The following is a 466-nucleotide window of genomic DNA, read 5'->3' as shown; positions in this document are numbered from 1 at the left end:
AGCCTGACGCAGAAGACGCCAGCCCTGCTGCGGTTGGAACACTGTTGACAGTGTTTACAATGAACCCTCCTTTTGGACTGGGCCGAAATAAGTCTAAAAAAATACGGATTCTTTGCGCAAAGGAGCTATCAAAGGCCATTTTTGTTTCATTTAAATAGATTTGGTCGGACTGGTTTTCAATCCATTCTATCTGCGTTTCAGTTCCTAACCCCGGCAGACTGATAGATAAACTGCTGTTGGTGGGTAAATTCAAATCCACATTACGTTTGCCCCAGTATTTACTGAGTGCAATATTAACCGGCGCTTTTCCAACTCCCTTTTGCTTGGGTATCCGGTGGGGGATGATGTGATCGACAAAATTACGCTGTGTGTTTTTCATAAATGAGACTTTTGGAGCATCAGTGAGGTGTGATGCTTAATCCTTCCGTTGATAAGTGCGTTAAAATACTTTCGTAATTTGCTAAAG

Annotated in this window: 1 protein-coding gene; it reads right to left on the bottom strand. The window is 42.7% G+C overall.

Annotated features, from left to right (window positions below; all coding sequences use genetic code 11):
• Positions 1-379: hypothetical protein (locus Tanf_RS16615; RefSeq protein WP_498370411.1), on the bottom strand; the 379-nt coding region annotated here is incomplete at its 3' end.
• Positions 380-466 lie beyond the last annotated feature (87 nt).

The organism is Tannerella forsythia, assembly GCF_001006485.1.
Taxonomy (GTDB): Bacteria; Bacteroidota; Bacteroidia; order Bacteroidales; family Tannerellaceae; genus Tannerella; species Tannerella forsythia.
Note: the sequence above shows the minus strand (reverse complement) of the source record. Positions and strands in the feature narration are given on the sequence as shown.